Annotated in this window: 18 protein-coding genes and 1 pseudogene; 8 read left to right on the plus strand and 11 right to left on the minus strand. The window is 42.0% G+C overall.

From position 1 onward, the window contains the following. Positions 1 to 358 precede the first annotated feature (358 nt). The 6 genes and pseudogenes from FPL17_RS18365 to FPL17_RS18390 form a co-directional block, all read right to left on the minus strand. Positions 359 to 1,546 carry an ammonium transporter gene (locus FPL17_RS18365; protein WP_159886686.1) on the minus strand — a complete coding sequence of 396 codons (1,188 nt, stop codon included), beginning with the start codon at positions 1,544 to 1,546 and terminating at the stop codon, positions 359 to 361. Between the two features lie 351 nt (positions 1,547 to 1,897). Next, positions 1,898 to 3,306: pseudogene (locus FPL17_RS18370) on the minus strand (short-chain fatty acid transporter). 132 nt (positions 3,307 to 3,438) lie between these two features. Continuing rightward, positions 3,439 to 4,080, minus strand: coding sequence for a CoA transferase subunit B (locus tag FPL17_RS18375; RefSeq protein WP_159886688.1), 642 nt, complete (start codon positions 4,078 to 4,080; stop codon positions 3,439 to 3,441). 2 nt (positions 4,081 to 4,082) lie between these two features. After that, a complete protein-coding gene (locus FPL17_RS18380; protein ID WP_004652254.1) occupies positions 4,083 to 4,787 on the minus strand; it encodes a CoA transferase subunit A in 705 nt (234 codons plus the stop codon). A 179-nt stretch (positions 4,788 to 4,966) separates the two neighbouring features. Next, the gene (locus FPL17_RS18385; RefSeq protein ID WP_004803082.1) at positions 4,967 to 5,851 is read right to left on the minus strand and encodes a LysR family transcriptional regulator; all 885 of its coding nucleotides are present in this window, start codon (positions 5,849 to 5,851) and stop codon (positions 4,967 to 4,969) included. Between the two features lie 153 nt (positions 5,852 to 6,004). Next, positions 6,005 to 6,613, minus strand: a complete 609-nt coding sequence (locus FPL17_RS18390) for a hypothetical protein (protein WP_159886690.1) — start codon at positions 6,611 to 6,613, stop codon at positions 6,005 to 6,007. A gap of 162 nt (positions 6,614 to 6,775) precedes the next feature. On the opposite strand from FPL17_RS18390, the gene FPL17_RS18395 reads away from it, so the two are divergent. From FPL17_RS18395 to FPL17_RS18405, 3 genes are all read left to right on the plus strand, one after another. Further along, on the plus strand, positions 6,776 to 7,363 hold the full coding sequence (locus FPL17_RS18395; protein ID WP_159886692.1) for a hypothetical protein: 588 nt from the start codon (positions 6,776 to 6,778) through the stop codon (positions 7,361 to 7,363). 103 nt (positions 7,364 to 7,466) lie between these two features. Then, positions 7,467 to 8,486, plus strand: a complete 1,020-nt coding sequence (locus FPL17_RS18400; protein WP_159886694.1) for a coiled-coil domain-containing protein — start codon at positions 7,467 to 7,469, stop codon at positions 8,484 to 8,486. Positions 8,487 to 8,632: 146 nt separating this feature from the next. Further along, positions 8,633 to 9,007, plus strand: coding sequence for an endonuclease domain-containing protein (locus FPL17_RS18405; protein ID WP_159886696.1), 375 nt, complete (start codon positions 8,633 to 8,635; stop codon positions 9,005 to 9,007). A gap of 191 nt (positions 9,008 to 9,198) precedes the next feature. Here the strand turns inward: FPL17_RS18405 and FPL17_RS18410 are convergent, their stop codons facing one another. Then, positions 9,199 to 12,099 carry a valine--tRNA ligase gene (locus FPL17_RS18410; RefSeq protein WP_159886705.1) on the minus strand — a complete coding sequence of 967 codons (2,901 nt, stop codon included), beginning with the start codon at positions 12,097 to 12,099 and terminating at the stop codon, positions 9,199 to 9,201. Positions 12,100 to 12,470: 371 nt separating this feature from the next. Here FPL17_RS18410 and FPL17_RS18415 point away from each other — a divergent pair, with 371 nt between their 5' ends. From FPL17_RS18415 to FPL17_RS18435, 5 genes are all read left to right on the plus strand, one after another. Continuing rightward, a complete protein-coding gene (locus tag FPL17_RS18415) occupies positions 12,471 to 13,151 on the plus strand; it encodes a hypothetical protein (RefSeq protein WP_159886707.1) in 681 nt (226 codons plus the stop codon). Positions 13,152 to 13,264: 113 nt separating this feature from the next. Beyond that, a complete protein-coding gene (locus FPL17_RS18420; RefSeq protein WP_159886709.1) occupies positions 13,265 to 13,927 on the plus strand; it encodes a hypothetical protein in 663 nt (220 codons plus the stop codon). 13 nt (positions 13,928 to 13,940) lie between these two features. Next, positions 13,941 to 14,747, plus strand: coding sequence for an SDR family NAD(P)-dependent oxidoreductase (locus FPL17_RS18425; protein ID WP_159886711.1), 807 nt, complete (start codon positions 13,941 to 13,943; stop codon positions 14,745 to 14,747). Then, positions 14,744 to 15,451: a Dph6-related ATP pyrophosphatase gene (locus FPL17_RS18430; protein ID WP_159886713.1), complete on the plus strand. Its 708-nt coding sequence runs from the start codon at positions 14,744 to 14,746 to the stop codon at positions 15,449 to 15,451. Before FPL17_RS18425 ends, FPL17_RS18430 begins: the two co-directional genes overlap by 4 nt. A gap of 228 nt (positions 15,452 to 15,679) precedes the next feature. Then, positions 15,680 to 17,308 carry an OFA family MFS transporter gene (locus tag FPL17_RS18435; protein WP_159886715.1) on the plus strand — a complete coding sequence of 543 codons (1,629 nt, stop codon included), beginning with the start codon at positions 15,680 to 15,682 and terminating at the stop codon, positions 17,306 to 17,308. 327 nt (positions 17,309 to 17,635) lie between these two features. Here FPL17_RS18435 and FPL17_RS18440 read toward each other — a convergent pair whose 3' ends face one another. The 4 genes from FPL17_RS18440 to adeJ form a co-directional block, all read right to left on the minus strand. Next, positions 17,636 to 18,070 (minus strand): YbjQ family protein, encoded by a 435-nt coding sequence (locus tag FPL17_RS18440; RefSeq protein WP_005192622.1) that lies wholly within the window; start codon positions 18,068 to 18,070, stop codon positions 17,636 to 17,638. Positions 18,071 to 18,078: 8 nt separating this feature from the next. After that, positions 18,079 to 18,429 (minus strand): YbjQ family protein, encoded by a 351-nt coding sequence (locus FPL17_RS18445; RefSeq protein WP_151715162.1) that lies wholly within the window; start codon positions 18,427 to 18,429, stop codon positions 18,079 to 18,081. Between the two features lie 108 nt (positions 18,430 to 18,537). Then, entirely contained in the window at positions 18,538 to 20,001 is a 1,464-nt protein-coding gene (adeK, locus tag FPL17_RS18450; RefSeq protein WP_005150275.1) for a multidrug efflux RND transporter AdeIJK outer membrane channel subunit AdeK, read from the minus strand. Between the two features lie 5 nt (positions 20,002 to 20,006). Beyond that, positions 20,007 to 23,180, minus strand: a complete 3,174-nt coding sequence (gene adeJ, locus FPL17_RS18455; RefSeq protein WP_005192618.1) for a multidrug efflux RND transporter permease subunit AdeJ — start codon at positions 23,178 to 23,180, stop codon at positions 20,007 to 20,009. Between the last annotated feature and the right edge of the window lie 11 nt (positions 23,181 to 23,191).

A 23,191-nucleotide genomic window follows, 5' to 3' on the forward strand; every position in this document is an offset into this window, starting at 1 on the left:
TGTGTTCTTTTTTATGCATAAAAAATACATTATTTTTCATCTTAATAGACTTCAATACGATTGCTCAAGCGATATTCTTTACCGTTTTGTTAATAGTAACTGTCGATGAATTAAGCAATTTTTAAATGAATGAATTACAGTAAAAATTGCAAGAAACATAAAGCATAATGTGTGCCATGAAGTAGATTTAGAGTTCTAATTCAACCATAAAAAGCGGTATGGGATGTTGTATTTCAAACGTTGGCGATGACCAATCAACCCGCTTTTTGTGTTGTAATGAATCCGTAAATTTGAGTTTATACTTTTTGATATCAAATAAAAAAAGCGACGTTTCCGCCGCTTAAAAAGGTGTGAAAAACTAGAACATCGATTCTTCTGAATTCGCTGAAATTTTATGAATGGAAAGGTCTGCGCCACGGTATTCATCTTCTTGAGAAAGACGAATTCCTATGGTTATTTTGAGTAGGCCATAGACAATGAAACCACCTGCAAGCGCAACGCCAATACCTAAACTGGTACCAATAATTTGTGAAATGATGGAAACACCACCTAGACCACCGAGAGCTTGTTGTCCAAAAATTCCTGCTGCAATGCCACCTAATGCACCACATACACCGTGTAATGGCCATACCCCAAGCACATCATCGACTTTGAGTTTGTTTTGAGTGTAAGTAAACAGGTAAACAAACAGTGCACCCGCAGTACCACCAATTACTAACGCACCAATTGGGTGCACAATATCGGAACCTGCACAGATTGCGACCAATCCAGCCAATGGACCATTGTGTAAGAAACCAGGGTCATCTTTACCCATGAAGTTTGCAGCTAAAGTTCCACCCACCATTGCCATGAGAGAGTTAATTGCAACCAGACCAGAGATGGCTTCAACCCGTTGTGCACTCATCACGTTAAAGCCAAACCAGCCCACAATCAGAATCCATGAACCTAAAGCAAGGAATGGAATAGATGATGGTGGATGGGCACTGACACGACCATCATTTTTATAACGACCATGACGAGCACCGAGCAAAATTACCGCAGCAAGGGCAATCCAGCCACCCATTGCATGAACCACAACAGAACCTGCAAAATCATGGAAACTTGCACCAAAAGAGTTCTCTAACCACTTTTGCAGACCATAGTTACCATTCCAAATCATGCCTTCGAAGAAAGGATAAATCAGTGCTACCAAGATCAATGTTGCAATCGCTTGAGCACGCATCTTGGCACGTTCTGCGATACCACCCGAAATAATCGCAGGAATTGCAGCAGCAAAGGTCAGTAAGAAGAAACAACGCATCAGGTTATAGCCATGATCGGCTGCTAAGGTACTGCCTGCATGGAAAAAGTTTTGACCATATGCAATCCAATAGCCTACAAAGAAATAGGCAATCGCTGAAATGGCAAAATCGGTGAGGATTTTACTCAATGCATTGACTTGGTTTTTATGGCGTACCGTGCCCAATTCCAAGAACGCAAAGCCAGCGTGCATTGCTAATACCAGTACTGCACCGAGCAGTAAGAAAAATAGATCTACGTTTTGCATAGTGGTGCTCAAAAAAAGTGCTAAATTTTATTTCGATGCAAATATTTGATTCATTTTCTGCACCAAAATAGATTTAGTAAATCTAAAACTCAAGCTGTATTAAAACAACTCAATTTGATGAAATTTATAAAGCAAAAAACGCACCAATTTAGAAATTAAATTGTAATTTTGGTGAAAAGTGGTGCAATTTGCTTAAAAATAGCACAGTTCTGGGCACTTCTGAATGAAAGGAGTGGGGGATTTGAATGCAAATGGGGAGATGGTTTTTACTGTGTTCAAGAACAGCTCACGCCACTTTTCATATCTCTGATGTTCAATATAAAAAGCAGCGCTGTACAATTGTTGCTGGTCTTACATAACAGGTGGGCTATAGGTGAGGGTACGTCCTAAAATCCACAATAAGAACAGTACTAACGGAAGATGGAACACCAATTGAGTCACGGTAAAACCAATCACGTCTTTGGCTTTGAGTTTTAATATCCCCAACATCGGCAGCATAAAGAAGGGATTGATCAGATTTGGCAATGCTTCTGCCGCATTATAAATCTGTACCGACCAACCTAAATGCACTTGTAAATCATTGGCAGCCTGCATCACATAAGGCGCCTCAATAATCCATTTACCACCGCCAGAGGGAACAAAGAAACCCAGTACCGCAGAGTAGATGCCCATCACAATCGCAAAGGTCTCTTTGGAAGCAATCGAGACAAAGAATTCAGCGATATAGTGCGACAGCGATAAATCCTGACTATTCAGCGCTTGGGTCATAATAAAGGCGATACTGCCGTAGAGCGGGAATTGAATTAGAATCCCTGAGACCGCAGGCACTGCCTGACTCACCGCATTGAGAAAATTACGTGGAGTACGGTGTAGTGCTAGACCCAGCATCAAAAAACAAAGTTATAAGTATTGAGACTGGAAATGGCAATGATTGGGTTGGTTTTAGAAAATTCGATAAACATCCAGATCAAGCCTAGTGCCACCACAATAATGGTTAAAAGCGGTGAGTTCTCCAACCAATCCCCAGGTCGAGTGGATTTGACCTCAGTTTTTTCCTCTTCCTCAAAACTCAGTTCAAAATCCTGCATGGTTTTGACATTGTCGCCTTTAGGTGCAGACCAATAGGCAATCGCAATCGAGACAATCACCAAGATTAAAGTCATTAACATGGATTGCCACAGGAAGATGGTTTCGGTAAATGGAATCACACCAGTTAAGTTATAGATCGACTCAGGTAGACTGGCTTTATTGGCCTGTAACTGGGCTGCAGAAGAGCTGATGCCCAGTGCCCACGTTGCACCCATGCCAATGATTGCGGCAGCTGCTGCTGCACGATAGTCCATTTGTAATTCTTTACGTTTTGCCAGCGCAATCACCAATAACGCGGTCAGAATAGTACTGACTGCCCAATTGACCAAAGAAATCAATAAACTGACCGTAGCCACCAACACAATGGCACTGCGTCCCGAATGGGGAATGCGTGCCATCTTCTGAATCAGCTTTTTCACAGGCGCAGAAACAGAAACCACATAACCAACAATAATCAGCATGGTCATTTGTAAGGTGAAGGGGATTAAACTCCAAAAACCGTTACCAAAGGAACTCGCCACATCTTGTACCGATGCACCGATACTGATGGCAGCAAAGGAAACAATAATCACACCGAGCAGGGCAAAAATATAAGAGTCAGGAAACCATTTTTCCGACCAGTTACTAATACGCAGGGCAAACCGTTCTAACAGGGCAGGTTGTTTATTCATCTTGAGCATCCATTTTTAATTTTGTTGCACCTTACTCATTTGTCCTAAATGAGTTTTTGCTGTTGAGAAAACAGCGAAAAGTGATGCTATTACAGCATCACTTCAACGAGAAAAATAAAGGGGTGTGTAGCGTTAAGCTTTGGCTTCAATCAAAAGCTCAACACCTGTGGCATCTTGAATTTGTTGTTCAGTGACATCGGGAGCTAACTCCACCAGTTTGATCCCATCAGCCAGTACATCCAAAACACCTAGGTCGGTAATGATACGATGAACCACTTTTTGACCTGTGAGTGGTAAGCTGCACTGTTTGACGATTTTAGCAGTCCCGTCTTTGGCATTGTGTTCCATCAGCACCACCACACGTTGAACGCCTGCAACCAAGTCCATCGCGCCGCCCATACCTTTGACTTTTTTGCCCGGAATCATCCAGTTGGCAAGGTCACCTTGTTCAGAGACTTCCATGGCACCCAGAATTGCGATATTGACGTGTCCGCCACGAATCATGGCAAAGGATTCACTGCTTGAGAAAAATGCCGCACCTGCACGAGCAGTAACGGTTTGTTTGCCTGCATTAATTAAATCAGGATCAAGTTGTTGTTCCGTTGGAAATTCACCAATACCGAGTAGACCATTCTCCGATTGCAACCATACATCCATATCTTCTGGGATGTAGTTAGCAACCAGTGTTGGCAGGCCAATACCAAGATTGACGTAGAAACCATCTTGTAATTCTTGCGCGGCACGTTGTGCCATTTGTTCACGTGTCCATGCCATGATTATGCGTCCTGTGCTTTTAGGGTTTTTTGTTCGATACGTTTTTCTGGCGTGGCATTCAGTACCACACGATTGACGTAAATGCCCGCTAAATGAATTTCATCTGGATCAAGTTCGCCAATTTCAACAATCTGTTCAACTTCGGCAATGGTGATTTTTCCAGCCATTGCACATTCAGGGTTAAAGTTTTGTGCAGTTTTACGGAACACCAGATTGCCAGCTTTGTCGGCTTTATAGGCTTTAACCAGTGCCACATCTGCGGTCAGTGAGGGTTCAAGGATATAGGTTCGACCATTAAATTCGCGTTGTTCTTTGCCTTCAGCCACCAAGGTGCCTGCACCTGTTGCGGTATAAAAGGCAGGAATGCCTGCACCACCAGCGCGTAATTTTTCGGCTAGTGTGCCTTGAGGGGTGAGTTCAACTTCGAGTTCGCCATTTAGATATTGGCGTTCAAATTCTTTATTTTCGCCCACATAAGAAGAAATCATTTTTTTAATTTGTCGGGTCTTGAGCAAGACACCCAAGCCAAAATCATCAATACCTGCATTATTGGAAATACAGGTCAGGCCGGTTACACCTGTTTCTTTCAGTGCTTGGATCAATGCTTCAGGAATACCACATAGGCCAAAACCGCCAACCGCAAATGTTTGTTGATCTTGCACTACATCTTGCAGTGCCAGTGCTGCGGTTGAATAGACTTTATTCATTTTTTTCACCTGTAAATTCCTTGGTTTCTAATAGTTTTAGCACTCAGGGATTATTTACAGAAGTTTAAATTTTTAAAGGATTAATGAGGGAAACTCATTAATACAATAAATTTCATCTATTCCGCTCAAAAGGGCATTGTGACGGGGCGAGTCTATGTTGGTGTAGAGACCGAAATGGTTTAGCCAAAATCATGTTGTAGCAATATCTCGATAAACTCGGCTGAGATATTGGAAAGCTCAAAGTCTTTTTTATAGACAATGCCAATCGCTTGGGGCAGTTTGCCGTCCTCAATTTCGATTAAGACATTATGTTCCTTGTCGATAAAATTCTGAAAATGGCGGGGGATGGCACTTACCCCCATATCCAATGCCACAAAGCTGGAGAGGGAACTGATCTGGTGGCATTCGACTTTTAAATCTAAAGTCAGATGGTTTTTAAGACAGTTTTCTTCAATCAGGTGTCGAACGATCGAGGGATGTTGTAAGGTCACAAAGGGATTAGCACAGAGTTGTTTCCAACTGATCGAATCCGCGCTTGCCAAAGGATGAGTCTTTGGTAAGAGCGCAAGAAAATCTTCCTCAAATAAAGGCTTAAATTCCAGTTGATCATTGCGTGGTGGCTCAAAGCAGATCCCAATTTCAAAAATGCCATCCTGAACATTTTCCAGTACTTTCTCATTGGGAATGTCATGAATAGAAAAGCTGATATTGGGGTGCTTGGCTAAAAAGCTATGAATCACTTGCGGCAAAATCGCATGCGTGACAAAGGGCATCGAGGCAATATTGAGCGTGCCACGATTGAGTTTAAAACGTTGCTTGACGTCTTTTTCCATATCTTCCCAATTTGCCAGTAGCTTCTTGGCATAGGGAATCAATGATTTTCCTTCCTGTGTCAGTTCAACCCGACGGGTATTGCGTTTAAACAGCTTACCGCCCAGCTCTTCTTCTAGTGATTTGATACTTAGACTTAAAGCAGATTGACTGAGATGCAATTCAGCAGAAGCATTTGCATAATTCAGGGTACGAGTCAAAGCCAGAAATGCTTTGAGTTGCTTTAAAGTCATGGTGGACGACCTATGCGGAAAGTTTTTGATTTATATGCTGTAATTTATAAAAAAAACAGCACATTGTGACTGGCATTTTTGTTAATTCGATGGGAAGTAGTGCTATTTGTAATAAATGACCTATTTGATTATTTATTTAATGATATTGTGGTTTTAGCACAGCGCAATTCGTTTAATTTTTTCATCTGTTAAGAAAAATACAGATGTGGCACAGGTTTCTTCTAAAACATTGACAGAAATACCATCACCTTTGAACTTTAGATAATATTTTGGGTCAATTTGCTCATCAGCTAAGATATTTCCATCTTCATCAAAGCGATAATCTTCGTCTACGTAAATATCTGTTTTAGGGGCGACTTCAAAAGTTCCGAAAATATCGAGGTCATAATCTTTATCTGTATTTTCATAATAATAAACTTTGTTGCTATTTGAGATACGGAATTCAAAGAGATATTTCATTCCTTTTTTATTTGGGTTTTTCAGCACTCGAAAGGTATCCAGATTTCCATCGCCATCAAAATCAATAAACAAAGGCTTTTTGAGATGGGTTGTATCAACTGAATAGCCTTTTGGTAGTGGAGTTGAATTATTGGCGAGATAATCGGATTCTGGTGTAGCAGGAATAAGCACAGGTTCTGAGACGGCTTGAGTTTGTTGAGCTGCTTTTTGTGTGGATTGATCGCTTTCTGATGATGTTTTTGGTTTTTCATTGCATCCAGCGAGCAAAATAAATGAGGTGAGTAATAGGACTTTATTCTTCATACAATTCGAGTATTTAAATGATGATGTATATAACCGATTTTAGCTTAAAAATTGGGTCTGTCATTTTTAATGTTTAATTCAAAATGAGGAGTATGCGAACTTTCTTTATTCGCTATTTTTTGAGTTAGAATCAATCAGCCTTTAATTCTAATATGACTTCATATGAACAATAAATTTATCAGTTTTTGTCTTTTATCAGTCTGTTTAACTCAAATAAACCAAGCCCAAGCAACGCCATTCAAGACGTATCAATCTGAGCCGTTGCATTGTGGTGAAGCAACTTTTCAAGTGATTTCATCCTGTTTTGATCCAGATGAGGGTGCATTGAGAGGAAGTGGGGGTGTCATGCGTGAATCTTGTCAATCGAGTCATTTGCTGGTGAACTGGAAAGGACAACAAAAGCGCATTGATTTTCCAATCGCAACCGCAGCACAAACGCAACAATTAAAAAGCAAAGGCTATACGTTGCAAAAAGTGATTCGCCAAGGGGATTGGTCACCACAAAGTTTGGCCTGTGGTCAGGTCAAAGGCATTTCAGGCTTTTTTGTGGTGGTGAATCAAGCAACCACCAATGATTTGAATCAAGAGTACTTAGGCAAAGGCTCTCTGAGTGAAGAGCCAGTGTTACTGAATTTGAATGGCAGCATGACCAGTGATGCACTTAGACAAAAAATCTATCCCTTGCTGAAACAAGATAAAGTTAAAATCACCAAAGTCGTTTCAGCCAATGCCTTATTTGGCGATGAGTAAAGCTTAGTTAAGCGATTTGTTTGTCCAAACACGATATTGAAAGTGTTTGCTGACTTTGTTGGTTGATTATTGCTACACTTTTTAATTTTTAGGCGGCAGCATTATGTCCTTTGATCTCAAAGTCAGTTTAAAACAAAGGACTGAATCTTCTTCACAGCAGAAAAAGCTGAATCGCCTGATTGATCAGATAGAACAGCAAAAAATCAGCCTTGCCACATGGCAGAATGCCCAAGCCGAGATTCAACAACACACACGGCAAAAATTGGTACCTGTGTATAGTGAACTGCATGAAATCTTGTTTCAGCAGTTGGATCAGCTTTGGACGTTATTACAACAGCATGAGTTTTCCAAAGCGGATATGCAGCAACTGGATGAAAAAATTGCCCAGCTTGCACAGATGCTAAAGCGTTCCAAGATGTTGAATGATGAACAGTTAAAGCTGGTCAAGCAGATCGATACCTTTTATCAGCAACATCTACAACAACCAGCTAAAAAGAATAAAAAAGTACAGTCAGCAAAGTTTGAGCATGAAGAAAGTCCTGAGCAAAGTGCAGAATTAGAACAAGATGATTTTGAGCAGTATGCAGCCGAGCAGCAACAGGCACGGGAACAGGCCAAGCAACTGAGACAGCAACAGAAATGTGAACAAGCTGAGCAAATGGCAGCGCAGTCGTTGAAAACGGTTTATTTAAAAATTGCTGCCATGATTCATCCTGACCGTGAGCAAGACGAGAGCAAGAAAGAAGAAAAAACTGAGTTGTTTCAGCAGGCGAGTCAGGCTTATGAACAGCAGGATTTGTTTTATTTACTCAAGCTTCAATTACAGCTTGAACAGAATAAAGGTGTTGGAGCTAAAGAGTTATCAGCGGAGCAAGTCAAGTTTTATAAACTGGCTTTGGATGCACAAAGTCAGCAGTTGGAAAGCCAAATTGATGAGATTTTGGATTCTTTTCAGTTGGCGAAAAAAGTCAAAGCGGAGCATCTGCATATCAGTGATGTGTATAAAGCAATAGATGCGGATTGTGCTGAGTTAAAGCAGCAGTTGAAGTGGGAAAAAGAGCGTTTAAAGCATATGAAAAAGCTGAGTGGGGTGGAGATGTTGTTGGGGCATGGGGTGTTGTAACCTCTCCCCTTGCGCAGCAGCGCTGCTCATCTCCTCAAAGGAGAGGGAACTTCATTGCGTATCGAATAACTATCAAATTCACAAAGGATGCCCCCTCTCCCTTAGGGAGAGGGTTGGGGTGAGGGAAATTAAAAATAGGAGAAAAAATGAAACTAGACCCACAATTATTAGAATTCGCCAAAGCCATGCGCAGTAATGCGACAGATGTAGAACACCTGATGTGGCAAATACTTCGTGCTAAACGATTTATGAATCTTAAATTTCGCAGACAGCATGTGATTGCCCCCTATATTGTCGATTTTTACTGTCATGAATTGGGTTTGGTCGTTGAGTTAGATGGCAGTCAGCATGGTACGGATGATGGAAAAGAATATGATGCTGAACGAACCAAATTTTTAGAGGCTTTGGGTTTAAGCGTGGTGAGGTATTGGAATCATGATGTGCTAAAAAACACTGAATTAGTTTTAGGAGATTTATGGAATGTTTGTTTGCATTTGAAAAGAAAAAGCACCTCTCCCTAACCCTCTCCTACGAGGAGAGGGAATATGGCACATCAAATACTATATTAAGTCACATATCTAAAATTAATAATTAGCAAAGTTGATTTTTATTTAGGTCAATTGATTTTATTAATCAACTCAGTTTTAAAAAAGCATAAAGGGCTGAATAATCAGCCCTTTATATTACATATTAATTTTAAGATTACAATACTTTACAGAGCAGCAATCTGCTCCATACTTTGCTTAATTTTCGCTAACTGATCAGCAAACTCAGCCAATTTCACTTTTTCACCCTCAACAACCGCTGCTGGTGCTTTTGCTACGAAACCTTCATTCGAAAGTTTATTGGCAATTTGATCATGTTGCTTTTGAACTTTATCCAAGTCCTTCTGCAAACGACCCAATTCAGCTTTAGGATCAATCAAGCCTTTCATTGGTACAAATACCGATGCATGGCTAACAACGCTAGAACAAGACAACGGTGGTTCTTGTTCATTGCTTAAGAACTCAATGCTTTCAACTTTAGCCAATGCTTTGAATAAAGCTTCAATACGGATGATTTGCTCACGCTCAGCATCAGAAATGTTTTTGAGTAATACAGGCAATAAACGCGCATTACCTAAGCCCATTTCACCACGGATATTACGTACCGCACCAATCAAACCTTGTAACCACTGCATGTCTGCTTCAGCTTGATCATTTACCTTGGCTTGATCAGGAACTGGGTATTGCGCAGTCATAATCGTAGCACCGCCTTTGCCTAACATTGGCGCAAGCGTTTGCCAGATTTCTTCAGTCAAATACGGCATCAATGGATGTGCCAAACGTAAAGATGCTTCCATCACGGCAAGTAATACACGACGAACTTCAGCCTTGCGCTCTTCAGAGACATTGGCATCGTTCAGAACGGGTTTGGTTAACTCAACATACCAATCACAGTATTCATTCCAAATGAAGTCATAGATTGCTTGTGCAGCAAGGTCTAAACGATAGGTAGCGAATGCTTGATGTACCGCAGCCTCTGCTTTTTGCAGACGGCTCATGATCCATTTTTCTGGAAGTTCCCAAAGCTCAGGACGCGCCTCTTGAGCAACCGTTTGACCTTCAACATTCATCAATACGAAACGGGTTGCGTTCCAGATTTTGTTGGCAAAGTTACGGTAGCCTTCAACACGCTTCATGTCGAACTTAATGTCACGACCTGTATTGGCAAGTGCACAGAACGTAAAACGAACTGCATCGGTACCATAAGCTTGAATGCCTTCTGGGAATTCTTTACGGGTTGATTTCTCAATCTTCGCCGCTTGTTTCGGGTTCATCAGACCTGTCGTACGTTTTTGTACCAAGGTCTCAAGGTCAACACCATCAATCAGGTCTAGTGGGTCAAGTACGTTCCCCTTAGACTTCGACATTTTTTGGCCTTCGCCATCACGGACTAGACCATGCACATAAACCGTTTTAAACGGTACTTGTGGCGTACCATCTTCATTCTTCATGAAGTGCATCGTAAACATGATCATACGAGCAACCCAGAAGAAGATGATGTCAAAACCAGTCACCAATACATCAGTTGGGTGGAAGGTATTGAGGAAATAGTTTTCCGCATCTTTCTTGGCATCGCCAGTCCAACCTAAGGTTGAGAAGGTCCATAGCGCAGAAGAGAACCATGTATCCAGTACGTCTTCATCTTGGTTTAGCACAACATCGGCAGGGATGTTATTTTTGGCACGGACTTCTGCTTCATCACGACCCACATAGATGTTGCCTTCAGCATCGTACCAAGCTGGGATACGGTGACCCCACCAAAGCTGACGAGAGATACACCAATCTTGGATGTTGTTCATCCACGCCATGTACATATTGCTGTATTGCTCAGGCACAAACTTAATACGACCGTCTTGAACCGCTTCAATTGCAGGTTGCGCCAATGGAGCAATTTTTACATACCATTGATCTGTCAATAACGGCTCAACGATTACACCTGAACGGTCACCGCGTGGTGGTTTAAGCGTATAAGGTTGGATTTGATCTAACCAGCCTTCAGCTTCTGCTTGTTCAACCAGTTTTTTACGCGCTGCAAAACGCTCTAAGCCAATATAGTCCGCAGGGGCAGGAATAGTTTTAGAAATTTGCTCGCCAGCTTTGGCGATGTATTCAAACTCAGCCAATACTTCTGCATTTTTATTGAAGATATTGATGATTGGCAATTCACAACGCTTACCGACTTCATAGTCGTTAAAGTCATGCGCAGGGGTGATTTTCACACAGCCTGTACCGAATTCTTTATCTACATATTCATCTTTAACGATTGGAACAGCACGACCTGTAATTGGCAGGATAATGTTCTGACCAACAAGGTGGGTATAGCGTTCATCATCAAGTGCCACAGCAACCGCGGTATCACCTAACAAGGTTTCAGGACGAGTGGTAGCGACAACGATGTGGTCTTTACCATCATGGGTACGTAGGTTTTTATCTTCAAAGAAATATTTGAAGTGCCACAATGAACCTGCTTCTTCCTTATCCGATTCAACTTCTAAGTCTGATAGCGCCGTTTGTAGTTTCGGATCCCAGTTAACCAGACGTTTACCACGGTAGATCAAACCATCTTCATGCAGTTTTACGAAAACTTCTTTTACTGCATTGGATAAACCTTCATCCATAGTGAAGCGTTCGCGCGACCAGTCCACTGAAGAACCTAAACGACGGATCTGACGGGTGATGGTATCGCCTGATTGCTCTTTCCATTCCCAGATTTTTTCGATGAATTTTTCACGACCTAAGTCATGACGGCTGACACCTTGTGCACCCAGTTGACGCTCGACCACCATCTGCGTTGCAATCCCCGCATGGTCAGTTCCTGGCTGCCATAAGGTATTTTTGCCCATCATACGGTTGTAACGGGTCAGTGCATCCATGATGGCATTGTTAAAGCCATGTCCCATGTGCAAGCTACCCGTGACGTTCGGTGGTGGAATCATGATACAGAATGATTCACCTTGACCTGATGGTTTGAAATAACCTTGTTGTTCCCAGATTTGATACCATTTCTTTTCGATCTCGGTTGGATCGTAAGTGGTTGCAATATTTTGAGCAGATTGAGCGTCAGTCATAGTACAGAAGATTAAAATTGAATAAAAAATTAGATCTATTGTAGCAAAAAATCCTCGTTTCTGTAGGCATTTCAGCCATGCCAAGTGTTAATGCGAAAAGCTGCTCAATTAATGTCTGAATTGCCGTTTTTTGAGCGTTTATAGAGGAGATGTTTAGTACAGCTTCATAATGTGGCTTTTATGACCGATGATCGACAGCTCAATCAAGATAAATGCTTTATAGACTTCATTTTTTTTCGAAAAAGCCGATGAAAGGCGTTGGATTTTTATACAAATAGGATTAGATTTGTGTAATGCATCACATAACTTAAAAATATTGATGCTCAAAACAACAATATAAGAATGCGAAAACTAAAAAAGGGATGCTTCTCATGAGTTATTCAATCCTGTTGAAAATTAATGACGTCACACATGGACAATTTGAAACCATCCGCCAGCAACTCAATGCAGGTACGCATGAGAGTCAATCACGTATCTTGGGTGAAGTGTTATCCGAAATTGCCTGTGATATTGTCGAGCAAGTGTTTTCCGTACTCTTGATTCAGAATCGTCAGCCAACTCAATTGACGCATAAGTACACTGTTGAGTCGGAAAAAGTCATTCAACAGATTATTGGCGCGGTGCGTAAATATATGCCGTGGTCAATTGCACTGTTTGGGAATGAACGTCTGTGTCCATTTGCCAATTATTTTTCCAATATGATCAAGTACCACGATGAGCAGGTTTATGTGTCTTATCCGATTGATCGTCAGTTGGTGCAGCAGGCACATACATTGATCACACAACTCAAAAATAATGAAATCAGCGATATGGTTGATGTATTCCAAACCTTAATTCAGATTGTGGATTTGGGCGTGACTAGCTTGATTCGTGAACCGAAAAAATGTCTCAAATTTAATACCGTAGTCGATAAAACCTTAAATGGGGTGATCAATATGACTGCACATTTAAGTTATAAGCGTTTAGAGAAAATGGGTAATCAGGTTGATGCCAATGCCGCAACCGATTGCGTCAACCATTTTTTAGCATTTATGCATGTCGATACAGAATAGAGTGTGCTAAATTCGGCGTGTACAACGCCAAAAATGATAGAAAAATTGATCTGATTAAAGGGCTTGTTGAACAAGCTCTTTTTTTATGGAATCTTACAATTAGGGTTATGAGAATGAACACCGCCGTTTTTTTAAATATTCATGCGGATACTTATGCACGTTTTGCACATATTCGGACGCAATTATTGCAAGGAAGTAAAGAAAGTCAGGCCAATGCTTTGGGCAGTGTATTGTCTGAAATGGCTTGTGAAGTAATTGAACAAGTATTTATGGTGCTGTTACAAGAAAATCAGCAGTATTCACAAACGGGTGAATCTGAAAAAGTGATTCAGCAAATTTTGGAAGCAATTCGCAAATATATGCCATGGTCGATTTCATTTTTTGGCAATGACCGCTTAATCCCTTTGGTGGAATATCTCTCTAAAACCCTGCAACTTGAAGATGAACAGGTATATATGACTTATCCTGTTGAGCAGCATTTGGCTCAAAAGGTCATCGTTTCTAGCCAAAAGTTGGCAGGAGGAGATCATCGAGAAATTTCAAATGCACTCAAACTTCTTACCGAAGTCATTGATGCTGGTGTCACCCATTTGATTCGTGAACCAAAGAAATGTCTCAAGTTCAATTTTGTGGTCGATAAAACCCTTAATGGGGTGATTAATATGACCACACATTTGGGTTATAAGCGTTTGGAAAAATTAGGCACGCAAATTGATCAGCAAGTAGCAGCAACATATGTAGATTACTTCCTGAAATTTATGCGTCATCAAGCATAGGTAGGGCATGGAAATGGCAAAACTCAAAACTCTTGAAAATAAAGTGGTCTGGATTACGGGTGCTTCATCTGGCTTAGGTAAAGCTTTAGCTCGTGAATGTGCATTGCAAGGTGCACAAGTGGTGCTCACCTCACGTCGTTATGATGAACTGGAAGCAGTGCGAGTTGGGTTACTTAAACCCGAACAGCATCTTTCGATTGCCGCAGATATTACCGATGAAGCCCAAGTTCGTCATGCGCATGAACAAGTTTTGGCAAGTAAAGGGCGTATTGATTGGCTGATCAATAATGCAGGTTTGAGCCAGCGTGCTCTGATTCAAGAGACCACCATGCAAACTGAACGTGCCATCATGGAGGTTGATTATTTCTCGCAAGTGTTCTTTACCAAGACTGTATTGCCAACTTTCCTGAAACAAAAATCAGGCCGTGTGGTGTTTGTATCCAGTGTCGCAGGTTTACTCGGTACGCAATATCGCGCGACCTATTCAGCAGCCAAAGCAGCCATTCATATGTGGGCCAACAGTTTGCGTGCTGAAGTTGCACCTGAAGGTGTTGAAGTTTCGGTGGTTTTCCCAGGCTTTGTCAAAACCAATGTTTCTTTTAATGCCTTAAATGGTGAAGGCAAGCCTCAAGGTCATCAGGATGAAGCCATTGAAAATGGTTTAGATGCTGATGTATTTGCTGAGCGTGTGGTGGAGTCGTTGATGGCAGGCGAGCAATATATTGTGGTTGGTGGGAAAAAAGAACAATTGGGTGTGTTGGTTTCTCGATTGTCACCAAACTTGTTGTATAAGATGATTCGCAAAATGAAAGTGAAATGAGTGTGAATAATCGTAAGAAAGCTGTTTTTAATTGGAGCGGTGGTAAAGACTCTTCATTGGCACTGTATAAAGTCTTACAGCAAAATGAATTTGAGGTGGTTGCTTTATTAACCACGGTCAATGAAGAAACAGCATTGTCATCCATGCATGCCATTCCGCATGCATTGCTTGAAAAGCAGGCTGAAAGTATTGGTATTCCACTCTATCCTGTATTTTTACCGAAGAATTTGCCTATCTATGAGCAACGGATGCTCGATGCAGCCAATCATTTTAAGGCACAGGGCGTTGAGCACTTTATCTTTGGCGATATTTACTTGAGCGATGTGCGCAAATATCGTGAAGACCGGTTACATCCTTTAGGCATTGAAGTGGTTGAGCCGATATGGAATCTGAACTCGCTTGAAGTGATGCAGGATTTCTTAGATTCAGGCATTAAAACCAAAATTATCGTAACTGATGCCAGTAAGTTAGATGAGTCGTTTATTGGTCAAGATATCGATGCGGATTTGATTGAACGGATGCCAAGCGAAGTCGATGTCTGTGGCGAAAACGGCGAGTACCATACTTTTGCTTATGCAGGAGGTTTATTCAAACATCCTGTTGAATTTGAAATTGCTGAAATTCGTCAGATGTCATACGAGTTTAAGTTAGAAGATGGGGAAGAGAAAACCTATCACTATTGGCAAGCAATTTTCGCTGAGTAGGGCAAATATCCTGTGCATGACACAGGAATTTTTAAAAATCATTAAACCTGTTATTTACTTTTTATTAAAAAAAGCTACTTGATAAAAACAAGATATTTTTTGCACAATCATTCGGTCTTCACTGAAAAATAAGCATAATACCAAGCTCTGGCATCAGCGCGAATCGCTGCCTAGATCCAAATGAATAATACTAACCTCTCTTTAGCAGTGAAGGCACGGAGATTGTACATGGAAAGACGACTTTCACTTCTGGCCAAGGAGCGCACGATTGCCCACTCTGGTTATAACCGTTGGCTCTTGCCTCCTGCCGCGTTAGCAATTCATCTCAGTATCGGTATGGCCTATGGCTTTTCTGTGTTTTGGTTGCCATTATCCAAAGCATTGGGAATTGATGCGCCAATCGAATGTAAAAATATAGGTCTGCTTGAGCAGTTGTTCACTACAACCTGCGACTGGAGTGTGTCTACATTAAGCATTATGTACACGCTGTTTTTTGTCTTTTTAGGTTCATCCGCATTTTTGTTTGGTGGTTGGCTTGAACATGCAGGACCGCGAAAGGCAGGCGTGGTTGCGGCATTTTGCTGGGCAAGTGGTTTGATCTTATCTGCACTGGGTGTTTATACGCATCAGTTGTGGTTATTGTGGTTGGGAGGTGGAATAGGGGGCATCGGGCTTGGGCTTGGCTATATTTCACCTGTATCTACCCTGATTAAGTGGTTTCCAGACCGTCGTGGTTTAGCAACAGGTCTTGCCATTATGGGCTTTGGTGGAGGCGCCATGATTGGTGCACCATTGGCAGATAAGTTAATGAAGTTCTTTGCAACGGATACCTCTGTGGGTGTCTGGCAAACGTTTTTGGTACTGGCTGCCGTTTATTTTATTTTTATGATTGGCGGTGCCTTTGGTTATCGCATTCCGCCCTCAAATTGGAAGCCGAGTGGCTGGCAACCAGCAGTAACACAGGCGACGGGTCTTGTGACCAATCGTCATGTGCATTTAAATAAGGCATGGAAAACCAAGCAGTTCTGGTTGATTTGGGGCGTACTCTGTTTAAACGTATCTGCTGGTATTGGTATTTTAGCAATGGCTTCACCATTGTTACAGGAGGTATTTGGCGGACGCCTACTCGGTTTAGATGTGGGGATTAATGAATTAAACGCAGAGCAAAAAATGCAGATTGCAACCTTTGCAGCAGGTTTTACGGGTTTACTGTCCTTATTTAATATTGCTGGGCGCTTCTTCTGGGCATCGACATCGGACTTTATTGGTCGTAAAAACACATATTTCATTTTTCTCGCATTGGGTTTCTTGTTATATGTCTCGATTCCACATTTGGCACATGCCGAAAATTTGCCATTATTCGTTTTAGCCTTCTGTGTCATCCTGTCGATGTATGGTGGTGGTTTTGCCACTGTACCTGCTTATTTGGCTGATATTTTCGGTACCCAAATGGTTGGGGCCATTCATGGGCGTTTGCTTACCGCATGGTCTGTGGCAGGCGTATTTGGAACCTTACTGATTACCAATATTCGAGATTATCAACTGGCACATGGCGTAGCTCAAGCGCAATCTTATGACACGACGATGTATATTTTGGCAGCTATGTTAGCGATTGGATTTGTACTCAATTTAATGGTCAAACCAGTTGATGAAGATAAATACATGACAGAGGCTGAATTGGCCGCAGAAAAGGCTTTGGCACATGAGAAATTACCGCAAGATTTAAGCCTGAATCATGATGTAGCACATGCGCCATCCAAAACAATTACTGTGGTACTTGCTTGGTTGGTAGTGGGTCTCCCTTTGTTGGCAGGGATTTGGTTTACCTTACAAAAGGCAATTGTTTTATTTCATTAACTTTAAAATCTAAGCGATAAAAAATGCCTCATGATTTGAGGCATTTTTTATTTTATGGGTACTACAGTAATTTCCTAATAGGCTACTGAGGCAAACGTCCAAAATAGAAGGGTTTATTAGAGCTCTTTCAAAAGTTGAAAATGATCAATCATTGGTAAAAATGGTGTAGAAAGTCCTTTCTCCCTTGGGGGGATGAGGGCTGCAAGTCCGTAAGAGGATGAGAGGGATTCTTCATATAAATCCTCTCCCTAGCCCTCTCCTTTAAAAAGGAGAGGGAACTTTCATTGCGAATTCAATACAGCTCAAAAAATGATTTATGCAAGAACTCTATTCTATGATTGCTGTACCATAAGCAAACACTTCAACCATACCACCTTGCATCCCTAATTCGGTGGTACTGAGTCGAACTCCCATAATATGATTGGCACCCATGGCATGCGCTTCTTGCTTCAGGCGAATCACGGCTTCACGACGCGCCCGTTCCACCACACTTTCATAGCTGACCAAGCGCCCACCAAAGAAGTTTCGAATGGTTGCCAGTACATACTTAAAATAATCGTGGGAGATCACCACATTGCTACTGACCATTTGCCCATAGGCTGAGGTTTCTACAAAGCGATTGGTATCAATACGGATATGGGAAAATTGCTTTTCTTTCTGATCCAGCTCACGTAAGTGTTTTTGCTCGATATGACGACCAAAACCCCAACCGACTGAAAATAGGATCAGAAACAGGACAATCTGAAAAATTAATCCATCCATAATTATGCCTATGCGCCGAATGGATCAGGAAGTTTCGGTGCAATCGGTTGCACCACTACCGCTGTACCATAGACAAATAACTCAGATGCACCTTGGGCAATATTTGAAGTTGAGAAACGAATGCCGACAATCGCATTGGCACCTAAAGCTTTGGCCTTATCAATCATACGTTGTGTGGCTTCTTGGCGTGATTCCTCTAGTAATTCGGTATATCCCGTCAATTCACCACCCACAATATTCTTTAAACCTGCCATCAAATCACGACCAACATGTTTACTACGAACGGTGCTGCCATAAACCACATCTAGTTGACGTAAGATTTCGTGACCAGGTACAGACTCTAAACTGCTTAGTAACATCGTATTTTCTAAATCATCAATATATTGAGTTTGAAGATAAGAAATATTGGTCATGGTTGCAATAAAAAAGCTCACCGAAGTGAGCTTTTTTATTCGCAAAAGATGAAATTATTTTTTTGCGTAATGTTGTTCAGAGCTCGATGGTTGATGAGCTACAGTTTCACTGGTTGAGGCTTTGAGACCACCGCCAAGTGTTTTGTAAAGTTCAACTTGGTTGTTGAGGTTGGCTTGTTGTAATAACAATAAACCTTGTTCTGCTGAATAAGCAGAACGTTGTGCATCCAATACGGTTAAATAGCTATCAATACCAGCACGGAAGCGGGCATTTGAAAGCTTGTATGTTGTATTAGTTGCGTCAACCAAACGACGTTGAGCGGTTAAACGGTCACCAATGTTAGCACGTGTTGCCAAAGCATCATTTACTTCACGGAAAGCTGACTGTACTGACTTCTCATAGTTAGCAAGTGCAATTTTCTGATCAGTTTCAGAGATTTTGACATTGGCCTTACGAGTACCCCAGTCAAAAATTGGGATATTCAAGCTTGGACCAATTGACCATAACGCATTCCCTGATTTGAATAAGTCACTCAAATCAGTTGATGCATAACCAGCAGAACCAGTCAGGCTAATGGTTGGGAAGAGTTGGGCTTTAGCCGCACCAATATTCGCACCCGCAGCACTTAACTGGTATTCAGATGCTTTCACATCTGGACGGTTGTTGAGCAAGTCACTTGGTAAGCCAGCGCTAAACACGTTTTGTTGCGTGATACTCGCCACTTGTTGTTGAGGGAGCAAGTTCTGAGGAACTGGCTGACCAACAAGTAAGTTCAACAAGTTTTGTGCTTGAGCAACTTGAGTCTTGTAGTTCGCGACATCATTGCGTGCAGTTTCAACCGAAATTTGTGCTTGGCGCACAGGGATTTCGCTATCAATACCTACATCGAAACGTTTCTTGTTCAAGTTAAACGAGTCTTGTTGAGCTTTTAGCGTTTGATCCGCAAGTTTCAATTGTGCATTCGCATATGAGTAGTTTAACCATGCTTGAGTCACTTGGCTGATTAAACTGATCTGCGTTGCATCACGTGAGCTTTGTGTTGCGAGGTAGCTATCTAAAGCTGCATCTTTCAAGCTACGTACACGCCCCCAAAAATCTAACTCATATGCAGTTAGGCCCAAACCAACTTGATAGGTTGAATACGGGTTGTTTGGATCACGGGTAGGGGTGACCTGACGAACGGCGCTACCACTTGCCCCAATAGTTGGCAATTGGTTGTTTTCCGAAATTTGGTATTGCTGTTGCGCTTTTTGAATGTTCAACGTAGCAGTACGTAAATCACGGTTATTGGCAAGTGCTAGATCAAGCACTTGCAGTAAACGTTGGTCAGCAAAGAAGTCTTTGTAACCTTGTTCTGCAATTGATTTTCCAGAAGCATTGCCATAAGACGCGAAGCTTTCAGGAACATCTGAACTCACAACAGGCTCTGGCCCGCGCATGCTTTGGCAGGCAGCCAAAGATAGCGCGAGTGCAGAGATTGCAATGCCACGACTGGAAATAGACCATACAGTTTGCATCACGATCAATGCTCCTGAGTATTTAAAGTTTTAGGTTTGTACTTAAAGATACTACGAATCCACACGAAGAATACAGGGATAAAGAAGATACCTAAAAGAGTTGAAGAAATTACACCACCAAGTACACCATAACCGACTGAGTGTTGGCTACCAGCGCCCGCACCGCTTGCCAAGGCTAATGGTAATACACCAAAACCAAATGCAAGTGTAGTCATGATAATTGGGCGTAAACGCATTTTTGCAGCATGTAATGTTGCTTCAAAGAGTTCTTCGCCTTGTTCCTGTAATTCTTTCGCAAATTCGACGATCAAGATCGCATTCTTCGCAGATAGACCAATTACGGCAACAATCGCAACCTGGAAGTAAATGTTAAAGGATAAGTTTGGATCACCTTTAATAATCATACCTAACCATGTCAATGTAAATGCACCGACGATACCTAAAGGTACAACCAGTAATACCGAAACAGGTACTGACCAGCTTTCATAGAGTGCAGCAAGACACAGGAACACGATTAATAATGAAAGAACCAACAGAGGAGCCGTTTGGCTACCAGAATCACGTTCTTCTAAAGATAAACCTGTCCATTCATAGTCAAAACCAGTTAAGCCCATAGATGGTAACTTACCAATGATTTCTTCCATCGCTAACATTGCATCACCAGAGCTGACACCTGGTGCAGGAGTACCTTGAATGTTAACAGATGATACGCCGTTATAACGCTCTAGACGTGGTGAACCATAGGTCCATTCACCTTTGGCAAAGCCAGAGAAAGGAACCATTTCGCCTTTGTTGTTACGCACATACCACTTGTTCAAGTCTTCAGGCATCATGCGGGTATCCGCTTCACCTTGGACATAAACTTTCTTCACACGACCACGGTCAACGAAGTCATTGATATACGAACCACCCCAAGCCATGCTCATAGTGCTGTTAATATCAGCGATACTGACACCCATTGCACCTGCTTGCGCTTGATCAATGGTGATCTGGTACTGAGGTGTATCTTCTTGACCATTTGGACGTACACCTGCAAGACGTTTATCTTGAGATGCCATACCTAAAATTGCATTACGTGCAGCAATCAGCTTTTCATGTCCTTGACCGCTTGCATCTTTCAACTGAATATCGAAACCAGAAGCGACACCCAATTCAGGCATTGCTGGTAACTGCAATGGCATGATGTAAGACGCATCTTTCACAATCATGTTCAATGCCATACCACGTTGAATGATGGCACCAATCTGTGATTCTGGTGTGGTACGTTCGCTCCAGTCTTTCAATTTAATAAAGGCCAGACCCGCGTTTTGACCCACCCCTGTGAATGAGAAACCAGCAACTGTAAAGATCGACTCTACATTTTCTTTTTCCTTATTCAAGAAGTAGCCTGTCATGGTATCAATGACTTTATCGGTACGTTCCAAGCTCGCACTCGGTGGTAACTGAACCAATGTCATGACCACACCTTGGTCTTCTTCTGGTAAGAAAGAAGATGGCAATACTTTGTAGATACCAACCAATGCTGCGATCACAACAATATAAAGTACACCAGAGAATAACTTGTGGTGGGTCATACGATTGACGCCGCCTTGGTATTTCTCTGAAAGTTTTTCAAAGCTACGGTTAAACCAACGGAAGAAACGCGCGAAAATATTGTTGCTTTCCTGCTTGTTTGGATCGTGTTGTTTTAACAAGGTCGCACACAGGGCAGGGGTAAAGGTTAATGCTACAAGTAATGACAGGATCATCGCCGTAACCAGCGTGATCGAGAACTGACGATAAATAACCCCAGTGGTTCCACTGAAGAATGCCATCGGTACGAATACCGCTGTTAATACACTGGTAATACCGACTAAGGCACCCGAAATCTGACTCATTGACTTTTCAGTCGCTGGAATCGGTTCGAGATGTTCTTCTTGCATCACCCGTTCAACGTTCTCCACCACAACGATGGCGTCATCCACCAATAGACCAATGGCAAGTACCATTGCGAACATGGTGAGTGTGTTAATCGAGAAGCCGAAGATATTAATCACGGCAAATGTACCGAGTACAACCACAGGTACAGCCAATGTTGGAATAATCGTTGCGCGCCAGTTCTGTAAGAACAAGAACATCACGATGAATACCAACACGACTGCTTCAATCAGTGTATGAACAACACTTTCAATTGATAGACGAATAAATGGCGTTGTGTCATACGCAAGCTTGTCTTTTAAACCACTTGGATAGTTATGACGTAACTCAGATAAACGCTTTTCAACTGCGGCAGCTGTATCCAGTGCATTGGCGCCAGTTGCAAGTTTGATTGCAACACCACCTGCAGGGCTACCATTAAATTTCGAGTCGAATTGGTAGTTATCAGAACCCAATTCCACACGTGCAACATCACCTAAACGAACTTGAGCACCACCTGAGGTATTTTTCAGGAAGATGTTTTTAAACTGTTCAGGTGTTTGCAACATAGTTTGTGCATTTACGGTCGCGTTGAGTACTTGACCCGCTGTCGATGGCGCACCACCGAGCTGACCAACTGCAACTTGAGAGTTTTGTGCACGAATTGCTGTTGCAACATCATTTGGCGTTAGGTTGAAGCTCGTCAGCTTTGCTGGATCTAACCAGATACGCATTGCGTATGAACCACCAAACACTTGAAGCTCACCCACACCTGCAACACGACTGAGTGGCTCAGAAATATTTGAGTTCACATAGTCTTTAATGTCAGATGCAGAAAGGCTGTTATCTGGTGAATAAAATGCAATAACTTGCAAGAAGCTTGCGCCAGACTTAGTCACTTTTACACCTTGACGTTGTACGTCAGCAGGTAAAAGCGCTGTTGCTGATTGCAGTTTGTTTTGAACTTGAACCTGCGCGATATCTGGATCGATACCTTGTGCGAAGTTCAAATTGATCGATGCTTGACCATTACCCGCACTGTTCGATGAAATGTAACGTAAGCCATCCAAACCATTCATTTGTTGTTCAATGATTTGGGTAACAGTATTTTCAACGGTTTGAGCAGAAGCCCCAGGATAAGTTGCAGAAATGGTTACCGTGGGGGGAGCAATTGTCGGATATTGTGCAACTGGCATTTTTGTAAGCGTGATAATACCCGCCAACATAATGACCAGTGCAATCACCCAAGCGAAAATTGGGCGATGGATAAAGAATTGAGCCATGCAATCTACCC

It is taken from the genome of Acinetobacter dispersus (genome assembly GCF_009884975.1).
GTDB classification, from domain to species: Bacteria; Pseudomonadota; Gammaproteobacteria; order Pseudomonadales; family Moraxellaceae; genus Acinetobacter; species Acinetobacter dispersus.

Excerpts from the sequence above, each read along its gene's own strand:
- FPL17_RS18415 (WP_159886707.1), top strand. The coding sequence starts at position 12,471 with ATGAGTTATTCAATCCTGTTGAAAATTAATGACGTCACACATGGACAA.
- FPL17_RS18405 (WP_159886696.1), top strand. The coding sequence starts at position 8,633 with ATGAAACTAGACCCACAATTATTAGAATTCGCCAAAGCCATGCGCAGT.
- FPL17_RS18435 (WP_159886715.1), top strand. The coding sequence starts at position 15,680 with ATGGAAAGACGACTTTCACTTCTGGCCAAGGAGCGCACGATTGCCCAC.
- FPL17_RS18410 (WP_159886705.1), bottom strand. The coding sequence starts at position 12,099 with ATGACTGACGCTCAATCTGCTCAAAATATTGCAACCACTTACGATCCA.
- FPL17_RS18440 (WP_005192622.1), bottom strand. The coding sequence starts at position 18,070 with ATGGATGGATTAATTTTTCAGATTGTCCTGTTTCTGATCCTATTTTCA.
- adeJ (WP_005192618.1), bottom strand. The coding sequence starts at position 23,180 with ATGGCTCAATTCTTTATCCATCGCCCAATTTTCGCTTGGGTGATTGCA.
- FPL17_RS18375 (WP_159886688.1), bottom strand. The coding sequence starts at position 4,080 with ATGGCATGGACACGTGAACAAATGGCACAACGTGCCGCGCAAGAATTA.
- FPL17_RS18445 (WP_151715162.1), bottom strand. The coding sequence starts at position 18,429 with ATGTTACTAAGCAGTTTAGAGTCTGTACCTGGTCACGAAATCTTACGT.
- FPL17_RS18385 (WP_004803082.1), bottom strand. The coding sequence starts at position 5,851 with ATGACTTTAAAGCAACTCAAAGCATTTCTGGCTTTGACTCGTACCCTG.
- FPL17_RS18400 (WP_159886694.1), top strand. The coding sequence starts at position 7,467 with ATGTCCTTTGATCTCAAAGTCAGTTTAAAACAAAGGACTGAATCTTCT.
- FPL17_RS18420 (WP_159886709.1), top strand. The coding sequence starts at position 13,265 with ATGAACACCGCCGTTTTTTTAAATATTCATGCGGATACTTATGCACGT.
- FPL17_RS18430 (WP_159886713.1), top strand. The coding sequence starts at position 14,744 with ATGAGTGTGAATAATCGTAAGAAAGCTGTTTTTAATTGGAGCGGTGGT.
- FPL17_RS18395 (WP_159886692.1), top strand. The coding sequence starts at position 6,776 with ATGAACAATAAATTTATCAGTTTTTGTCTTTTATCAGTCTGTTTAACT.
- adeK (WP_005150275.1), bottom strand. The coding sequence starts at position 20,001 with ATGCAAACTGTATGGTCTATTTCCAGTCGTGGCATTGCAATCTCTGCA.
- FPL17_RS18365 (WP_159886686.1), bottom strand. The coding sequence starts at position 1,546 with ATGCAAAACGTAGATCTATTTTTCTTACTGCTCGGTGCAGTACTGGTA.
- FPL17_RS18390 (WP_159886690.1), bottom strand. The coding sequence starts at position 6,613 with ATGAAGAATAAAGTCCTATTACTCACCTCATTTATTTTGCTCGCTGGA.
- FPL17_RS18425 (WP_159886711.1), top strand. The coding sequence starts at position 13,941 with ATGGCAAAACTCAAAACTCTTGAAAATAAAGTGGTCTGGATTACGGGT.
- FPL17_RS18380 (WP_004652254.1), bottom strand. The coding sequence starts at position 4,787 with ATGAATAAAGTCTATTCAACCGCAGCACTGGCACTGCAAGATGTAGTG.